The organism is Halobacterium bonnevillei (genome assembly GCF_009831555.1).
Lineage (GTDB): Archaea > Halobacteriota > Halobacteria > Halobacteriales > Halobacteriaceae > Halobacterium > Halobacterium bonnevillei.
Map to the genome: position 1 here is coordinate 1 of NZ_WUUU01000151.1, position 7,295 is coordinate 7,295.

The 7,295-nt window shown below is 67.4% G+C and carries 9 protein-coding genes and 1 pseudogene; 4 read left to right on the forward strand and 6 right to left on the reverse strand.

The window, feature by feature from the left end:
- Window positions 1–113: 113 nt before the first annotated feature.
- Both GRX66_RS14630 and moaC read left to right on the forward strand, forming a co-directional pair.
- A pseudogene (locus GRX66_RS14630) lies at window positions 114–764 on the forward strand (NAD(P)H-hydrate dehydratase); the annotation flags it as partial.
- Entirely contained in the window at window positions 757–1,284 is a 528-nt protein-coding gene (gene moaC, locus GRX66_RS14635; RefSeq protein WP_159527220.1) for a cyclic pyranopterin monophosphate synthase MoaC, read from the forward strand. The pseudogene GRX66_RS14630 and the gene moaC, both read left to right, overlap by 8 nt.
- A gap of 42 nt (window positions 1,285–1,326) precedes the next feature.
- Here moaC and hflX read toward each other — a convergent pair whose 3' ends face one another.
- On the reverse strand, window positions 1,327–2,634 hold the full coding sequence (gene hflX / locus GRX66_RS14640) for a GTPase HflX (protein ID WP_325064134.1): 1,308 nt from the start codon (window positions 2,632–2,634) through the stop codon (window positions 1,327–1,329).
- A gap of 298 nt (window positions 2,635–2,932) precedes the next feature.
- Between hflX and GRX66_RS14645 the strand changes: the two genes are divergently transcribed.
- Both GRX66_RS14645 and GRX66_RS14650 read left to right on the forward strand, forming a co-directional pair.
- Window positions 2,933–3,334, forward strand: a complete 402-nt coding sequence (locus GRX66_RS14645) for a DUF2267 domain-containing protein (RefSeq protein WP_159527221.1) — start codon at window positions 2,933–2,935, stop codon at window positions 3,332–3,334.
- 92 nt (window positions 3,335–3,426) lie between these two features.
- Window positions 3,427–3,744 (forward strand): FUN14 domain-containing protein, encoded by a 318-nt coding sequence (locus tag GRX66_RS14650; RefSeq protein ID WP_159527222.1) that lies wholly within the window; start codon window positions 3,427–3,429, stop codon window positions 3,742–3,744.
- Between the two features lie 98 nt (window positions 3,745–3,842).
- Here GRX66_RS14650 and GRX66_RS14655 read toward each other — a convergent pair whose 3' ends face one another.
- The 5 genes from GRX66_RS14655 to GRX66_RS14675 form a co-directional block, all read right to left on the reverse strand.
- Complete coding sequence (locus GRX66_RS14655) at window positions 3,843–4,568, reverse strand: ribosome assembly factor SBDS (protein WP_159527223.1); 726 nt, start codon at window positions 4,566–4,568, stop codon at window positions 3,843–3,845.
- A gap of 192 nt (window positions 4,569–4,760) precedes the next feature.
- Window positions 4,761–5,549, reverse strand: coding sequence for an archaeal proteasome endopeptidase complex subunit alpha (psmA, locus tag GRX66_RS14660; RefSeq protein ID WP_159527224.1), 789 nt, complete (start codon window positions 5,547–5,549; stop codon window positions 4,761–4,763).
- A gap of 3 nt (window positions 5,550–5,552) precedes the next feature.
- Complete coding sequence (locus GRX66_RS14665) at window positions 5,553–6,032, reverse strand: Rpp14/Pop5 family protein (RefSeq protein WP_159527225.1); 480 nt, start codon at window positions 6,030–6,032, stop codon at window positions 5,553–5,555.
- A 34-nt stretch (window positions 6,033–6,066) separates the two neighbouring features.
- A complete protein-coding gene (locus GRX66_RS14670; protein ID WP_159527226.1) occupies window positions 6,067–6,669 on the reverse strand; it encodes a class I SAM-dependent methyltransferase in 603 nt (200 codons plus the stop codon).
- Window positions 6,653–7,295, reverse strand: a 643-nt coding sequence (locus GRX66_RS14675; RefSeq protein WP_159527227.1) for an RNase P subunit p30 family protein, incomplete at its 5' end; no start/stop codon positions are given. The genes GRX66_RS14670 and GRX66_RS14675, both read right to left, overlap by 17 nt.

Consider the following 7,295-nt stretch of genomic DNA (forward strand, 5'->3'; position numbering starts at 1 on the left):
GTCCCCTACCTCGCCGGCGGCCTCGTGCTCGCCGGCGTGCCTGTCCTCCGTCGTGACCGGACCGATCTACTTCGTCCGTCGCCGCAGAAATCTGAACGCAGCGTAACTGACTCGTCGGTCACGCGGTCCAGGTGTACAGCGAGAACCTCATCGTCGACGCATTCGTCGGGACGCGCCTGCTCGCAGAGCACGTCCCGGAGCTCCTGGACCGGGCAGCGGACGTGGACGTCGTCGTCCTCGGCCCCGGCCTCGGTGACACCGACGACACGCTCGCCGCGGTCCGCCGGTTCCTCGCCGCGTTCGACGGAAAGGTGGTCGTGGACGCCGACGCACTCCAGGTGGTGCCGGACGTCGAAACCGATGGGTCGCTGGTCTGCACCCCGCACCAGGGGGAACTCCGCGGGATGGGGGGACCGAGTGCCGAAGCGTGGCGCGAGCGCGCCGACGCGGTCACGGCGTTCGCGGACGAACTCGGGCACGCGCTCCTCGTGAAGGGCGCCTACGACGTGGTTTCGGACGGCCGGACGACGCGCGTCAATCGCACGGGCAACCCCGGGATGACCGTCGGCGGCACCGGCGACGTCCTCGCGGGCGTGACTGCCGCAATGTTCTCGACGATGGATGCGCTCCCCGCGGCCAGCATCGCCGCGTACGCGAACGGCCGGGCGGGCGACGACGTCGTCGGCGATTACAGCTACGGCCTGCTCGCGACCGACCTGCTCGACGCGCTTCCCGCGGCGCTGTGGGGTGACGACGATGAGTGAGAACGGCGACGCGGGCGGCGACTCGAGCCAGCCCGCTTCGGGCGACGACGACTTGACGCACACCACCGACTCGGGCGACGTGCAGATGGTGGACGTCGGCGAGAAACCTGACACCGCGCGCCGAGCGGTCGCGCGCGGCGAGATCCACCTCTCCGCATCGACCGTGGAGGCCATCCGCGCAGACGAACTGGGGAAGGGCGACGTGCTCGCGACGGCGCGAATCGGCGCGGTCCAGGCCGTCAAACACACCTGGGAGACGATTCCGATGTGCCACCAGATCCCCATCACGAACGTCGAGACCGACTTCGACGTGCACGACGACCGCGTCGTCCTCGACGTCGCGGTCGAAACGACGGGGAAGACCGGCTGTGAGATGGAAGCCCTGGAGGGCGTGACGACCGGCCTGAACGTCGTCTGGGACATGGTGAAAGCCGCCGAGAAAGACGACGACGGCCAGTACCCGGGCACCGCTATCCGGGACGTCGAAGTCGTCACCAAGGAGAAGCGCCCGCTCGAGTAAGTGGCTCGCGGGACCGACGTCCCGGCCCGGAGCAGTCCCTCCTCAGGCTTCCGCGACCAGTTCGCTGGCTTTCGCGTGCGTCTGCTCGACGATGGTCGGTCGCGCCTCGAAGTCGATGACGACCTCCTCGTCGTTGTAGTCGACGTCCCAGACGAACGCGTGGTCGTGGACCCACGAGACGACGCTCATCGTGTCGTCGGTCATCGGGAGGACGAGCGTCTCGCGCTCGCGGGGCGGGAGTTCCGCGTCGATGCGGTCGCGGAGCCTGTCCAGGTTCGTGCCGTCGAGGCCGCTGACAGCGACGGGCTCGGGCGCCAGCGCGGACAGCGCCTCCTGTTTCTCCGCGAGCTCCTCGTCGGGTACCTTGTCCACCTTGTTGAACACGGTGACGATGGGCGCCTCGTTGCGCTCGTAGAGCGTGTCGTGGCTGGTGACGAGCTTCTCCCGAATCTCGTCGATGGACTCGCTGGCGTCGACCACCAGCAACACCAGATCGGCCTGGTAGACGGACTCCAGCGTGGACTTGAACGACTCCACGAGCCAGTGCGGGAGGTCGCTGATGAACCCGACCGTGTCCGTCAACAGGACGTCACGGCGATCCATCTCCAGGCGCCGCGTGGTCGTTCCGAGCGTCGTGAACAGTTTGTCCCGGGACTCCGCCGTCGGCTCGATGTCCGGGTGGCGGCCCTCGTTCTCGTCGACGTCCAGGTCGTCGGCGAGGCGGCGCAGCAGCGTCGACTTCCCGGCGTTCGTGTAGCCCGCCAGCGCCACCAGCTCGAACCCGGACTCGCGGCGGGTCTGGCGGCGCTGCTGTTCGGTCTTCTCGATGTTCTCGAGTTCGTCCCTGATGCGGCTGATCTGGGCCTTGATGTCCTGCTCGCGGCTCTCGTCGTACTCGCCCAGCCCCATGAACCCGGGGCGCTCGTCGCGCTTCGCGAGGCTCGTCTTGGCCTCCGCGCGCGGCAGCTCGTAGCGCAGTTCCGCGAGTTCGACCTGCAGCTGAGCCTTCCGGGTCTGGGCCCGCTGCCCGAAGATGTCCAGGATCAGCCGGAAGCGGTCGACGACCTCGGTGTTCTCCGGGAGTTCCTTCCCGAGGTTGTACGTCTGGTAGGGGCCGAGGCGGTTGTCGAAGACGACGCGCTCCGCGTCCGTCTCGTCGACTACGACGGCCAGCTCCTCGACTTTCCCTTCGCCGAGCTGGAGGGCGGGGTCCGCGGTGCGCGCCTGCGTCACTTCGCCGGCGACCTCGTAGCCCGCGGCTCGCACGAGGTCCCTTATTTCGGTGGTGTCCGCGACGCCGTCGTCGACCCGTTTGGCGACGACAGCGGTCTTGTTCGGTGTTCCTGTCACTCGTTGTGGGCTACGTCCCGGCGATACTTAAGCCCGGGGCGCCCCGGTTTCCGAGTCGATGGCCACGACCGCCACATCACTATCGCGCTCGTGCCGCCTTACAATTGTGGCTCTTCTAACACGATGGGAACGCCAGTGCGTTCTATACGCCTGGTCGGCGTACTCTCACGTGCGTGCCGCAGACCGGTGACGCCGCAGACCGGTGACGCCGCAGACCGGTGACTCCACAGACGGACCGCCGAAGACGGCTACCGCGCGTATCGCCCACGGACACCCACCACAACACACTCATCCACCAATGGACTACCAGGAATTCGTCGGCCAGGTACAGCACAGACTCGAACTCCCGGAGTTCGGCCAAGCAGTGCGTGCCACGCGAGCGACGCTCACCACGCTCGGCGAACGACTCGAAGCAGGCGAGGCAAGCGACCTGGCGAGCCCGCTCCCGATGGAGATCGACCGATTCATCCTCGAGGCCGAGTCCGGGCAGCGGTTCTCGTACACCGAGTTCCTCGACCGCGTGAGCGAGCGCGCGAACGTCGACGCGTCGGACGCGAACTACCACGCACAGCAGCTCGTCGCGCTCCTCGCGGAGGTCGTACCGCCGGGCAACATCGAGAAAGCCCGCAACCAGCTCCCAGACGACTACGAACCGCTGTTCGAGTTCGTCGACGAAGACGCACCCTCGACGGCGGAGTGACAGCCACACCCGTCGGTGTGTTCGTCGCCACCCGGTCGATAGCCGGCCGAAACGGCAAAAGAGACTTATCAGTAGCCGACAGACAACCCTCCATGCCGGACATCAACTTCACGACGCTCGGGCTGGAGTTCGGTGGTGGCGCGGGAATCGGCGCCATCATCGGGTTCGCCGCAAAGAAAATCGCGAAGCTCATCGCCGTCATCATCGGCCTCGAACTCGCGTTGTTCAAGTTCCTCGAGTCCCGCGGCATCCTCACCGTCGACTGGGACCGACTCACAGCGGGCATGTTCGACCTCACGTCCGCCGCGAACTCCAGTACGCCCCCGTCGTGGATCAACACGATTCTGTCGACGCTCTCGGTGAGCGCCGGGTTCACCGGCGGCTTCCTGCTCGGCTTCCGGAAGGGGTAGGTCCGCGACGCGGCACTACCCACCCCGAATCCTGGCCGCCAACCGTCCACGTCGTTTCCGTCACCCGTTCGATACCGTCTCGTTCTACGACCGACTCCTCACCGCGTGTCCAGTTCGCCCTTCTCCTTGATGATCTGCGTCTCCCCCTCACCCTCCGAAACCTCGTTCACGAGGTCGTAGAAGTCGTTTTGCATCCCCGCGGGGAACGTCAGGACGCCCACCCAGGAGCCGTCGGCCTGCCACTCCTCGCTGTCGAGTTCGCCGAACTCCCGAATCTTCGCCTGTCCGCTCCCCGCGTAGTCCGGCGGCAACTGGACAGCGACGGTCACCTCCTCGAACCGAATCGGAATTACCGGCCGGAGCGCCTCCAGCGCTTCGTCCACCTGGCTCTCCGCGGTCTCCATCGGGTCGACCGTGAATCCCGCCTCCTCCAGTGCGTTCTCGATGCGCTCCGGCGGGTGGGGCGCGTCGTCCATCTGTGGGTTGATCGCGTTCCGGGAGATGATGTTGATGAGTTTTCGTTCCTTGCGCTCCTGCATCTCCGCGCGCTGCTCGGCCGTGATCTGGATCTCCCCGCGATCGATGACTTCCGGGATGATCTCCAGCGGGTCCGTCGTCCCGAACACTTCCTCGAGCGCCTCCTCGGCCGGCCGGTCACCCCGCGAGGCGTTCTCGAAGACGTCGCGCGCGGCGATGACGTCCTCCAGGTCGCCCTCGAACTCGCCGCGTTTCATCTCGAGTGCCGCGTCCGGGTCCACGAGTACTTCGAATCGCTCGCCGTGTGTCTCGAGGCGAGCGGTCACAGCCTCGTCGAGTGAAATCATACCTATGGGTTCGGCGGGGCCGGCTAAAAGCCCTTTTCCCGAAACGGGGTGGAAACTGGGATTTGGTTGCGGAGTACAGGGGGCGTCTGGGACTGCCCGAACTGCGGTAGAATCAGGCGATTCGGGGTGGGGTACAGACACGAGCCGCGTCACCGACCAGCGTCGGCTGGTCACTCTCTGCAGTGTGGCTCGTCACTCCTCGGTTTCTTCGTCGCCGTCGCTGTCGGGGGTCGCCTCCTCGTCGGCCGTCTCGTCCTCGAGGAGGGCGAGGTCAGAGAGGTACTCCTGGATCTCGTCGTTCGAGAGTTCGAGGAACGCGCCGGTCTCGGCGTCGATGGTGCCGACGCCGACGCCCTCGGGGCTGAGCTCGTCGCGGATCTCCCCGAGCGCGCGCAGCGCCAGTTCCACGCCCTCGTCGAGGGGGAGTGTCTCGTCGTAGTTCTCCTCCAGGTACTCCTGGACGGTCGAGCGGTTCTCGCCGATGGCGATGGCTTTCCACTCGTACGGCGTCCCAGAGGGGTCCGTCTCGAACAGGCGCGGTTCGCCGCCCGTCACGCCGCCGATGAGGAGCGCGACGCCGAACGGCCGAGCGCCACCGACCTGCGTGTACTGCTGGATGTGGTCCGTGATGTCCTTTGTCAGCGTCTCCACGCCGATCGGTTCGTCGTAGCGAACGCGATTGATCTGTGCGTCGCGGCGCGCGAAGTCGATGAGCTGTCTCGCGTCCGCGACGTGGCCCGCGCTCGCGATGCCGATGTGGTCGTCTGCCTTGTGAATCTTCTCGACGGAGGCCTCCTCCATCAGCGGCGAACTGATGCGTTTGTCCACGAGGAGGACGACGCCGTCGTCGGTGCGGACGCCGATGCTCGGCGTGCCGCGCTTGACGGCTTCGCGCGCGTACTCCACCTGGTAGAGTCGGCCGTCCGGGGAGAAGATCGTGATGCCGCGGTCGTACGCCTGCTGTTGGGTCTGCCCTTGCATGGTTTACCTGCAATCGAGAGCCGTCGCGCCCGCAAACGATTCCTCGCGGTCGACGTCGACGAGGTCGCCCCGGCGGACGGCACGCGTGGACTCGCCCGCGAACGCGACGCTGGCTTCCTCTGGCGGTTCGCTCGGCCGTCCTAAATACTTTTCTTCAGCGGCCCGCATGGTGCCGGAGACGCCGCGCACGGCGACTCTGAGCGGGTCGCCGCGGACGCTGTCGACGCACGCCAGCGCCGCGCGGCCGCGCTCGACTTCGCCGTGGCGCACGCGGACCAACGCCTCGCCCGTCCCGTCGTCGAACTCGAAGTCCAGCACGCGCAGGTCGGCGTCGGCGCTGCCGACGTCACCGAAGAGGTTCTGCGCGGCGAACCAGAGGCTCCGCTGGAAGTCCCCCTGGGAGACGTCGGCGTCCGGCCACGCCTCCAGTTCCACGGCGAGGTACCGCCATCGCGGCCGGAGGTGTTTCGGGAGGTGTTTCATGGTGTCTGGTAGTCGTGCCTGTGTCCTCGCTGCGCTACTGGCGATCGGCGACGAGGACGCCGACCTGCTCGTGGACCATCTCGACGTCGGTCAGCGCGTACCCCTCGTCGGTGAACGCGTCCGCGAGCACGCCGACGGTCGCGGGGTCGTCTACCTCGGGACTGTAGAACGGTTCGTCCGGGGTCGGTTCCCCGAAGAACATCACGTCCCCGAGGACGATCCTCGCCGGTTCGAGGGCCGCGATGACGGCGATTGCGTCGCGCTTCTCGTCGTCACTGAGGTGGTGCATCGCGAAGTTCGACGTCACCAGGTCGACTTCCCCGTCGTAGTTCGGGTCGCGGAACCGCCCCTCGCCGAACTCGGCGTTCTCGAGGCCGCGGTCGTCGGCTTTCCGCCGCGCCTCCTCCAGCATCCCCTCGCTGATGTCGCGGCCGACCACGCGCCCGGCGTCGTCGGCGAGTCCCAGCGCGATGGCGCCAGTCCCACACCCGAGGTCCAGGACCGTGTCCTCGCTTGAGACGTCGGCGCGTTCGAGGACGAGAGCGACGCACTCGTTGTACTCCGGGGACATCTCGTCGTCGTACTCCGCGGCGACCTCGTCGAAGCGAGCTGCGTGCTCGTCAAGCGTCTTCTTCATATCTCCCTCTCTCGACGCCCGGCCCAATGAACTCCTCGGACATGCGCTCGCGGTTGCGCGCCGCGAGGTCGCCCCACGCTTCGAGTCCGGCCTGTACCTGGTCGCGGTCGAACCCGATTTCGTCGCCGACGGCGAGCAGTTCCCTCGGCGCGCGGACGTGCAGATGTGACGTCGGGTCGGCGCTCACCACGTACGGCGCGTCGTAGTGCTCGACGAGCTCACGCAGCTTCCGGAGGCCGCGAAGTGTCTGGACGCGTTCGCCCCCGCTCGCCCGCAAGACGCGCGAGAAGTCGAACTCGAGGTGGACGCTGTTCCGGTCGGCGGCCTTCACGACGACGTGATTGACGTCGCCGTCGCCCCGCATCGGGCCGGCGAGAACGTCCACTCGGGGGGACTCCGCGGCGAACCGGTTCAGGTCCGGGGTGCCGCCGCGGACCAGCAGGACGGTCGCGACGTCCCGGAGGTTCGCGAGCGCGCCGCTGGCCTGCGACCGGTTCTGGGCGTCCAGTTCCACGCCGGAGACGACGTCGATGCCGTACTCCTCGACGACCTCACTGCGGTCGTGCGCCGGGCGAGCGTCGGCGTCACTGCGCACACGACGCCGTCGCAGCCGACGTAGTCCGGGC

Coding starts and splice junctions, on each gene's coding strand:
- GRX66_RS14665 (WP_159527225.1), bottom strand. CDS start 6,032: ATGAAACACCTCCCGAAACACCTCCGGCCGCGATGGCGGTACCTCGCC.
- GRX66_RS14655 (WP_159527223.1), bottom strand. CDS start 4,568: ATGATTTCACTCGACGAGGCTGTGACCGCTCGCCTCGAGACACACGGC.
- GRX66_RS14650 (WP_159527222.1), top strand. CDS start 3,427: ATGCCGGACATCAACTTCACGACGCTCGGGCTGGAGTTCGGTGGTGGC.
- GRX66_RS14670 (WP_159527226.1), bottom strand. CDS start 6,669: ATGAAGAAGACGCTTGACGAGCACGCAGCTCGCTTCGACGAGGTCGCC.
- GRX66_RS14645 (WP_159527221.1), top strand. CDS start 2,933: ATGGACTACCAGGAATTCGTCGGCCAGGTACAGCACAGACTCGAACTC.
- psmA (WP_159527224.1), bottom strand. CDS start 5,549: ATGCAAGGGCAGACCCAACAGCAGGCGTACGACCGCGGCATCACGATC.
- moaC (WP_159527220.1), top strand. CDS start 757: ATGAGTGAGAACGGCGACGCGGGCGGCGACTCGAGCCAGCCCGCTTCG.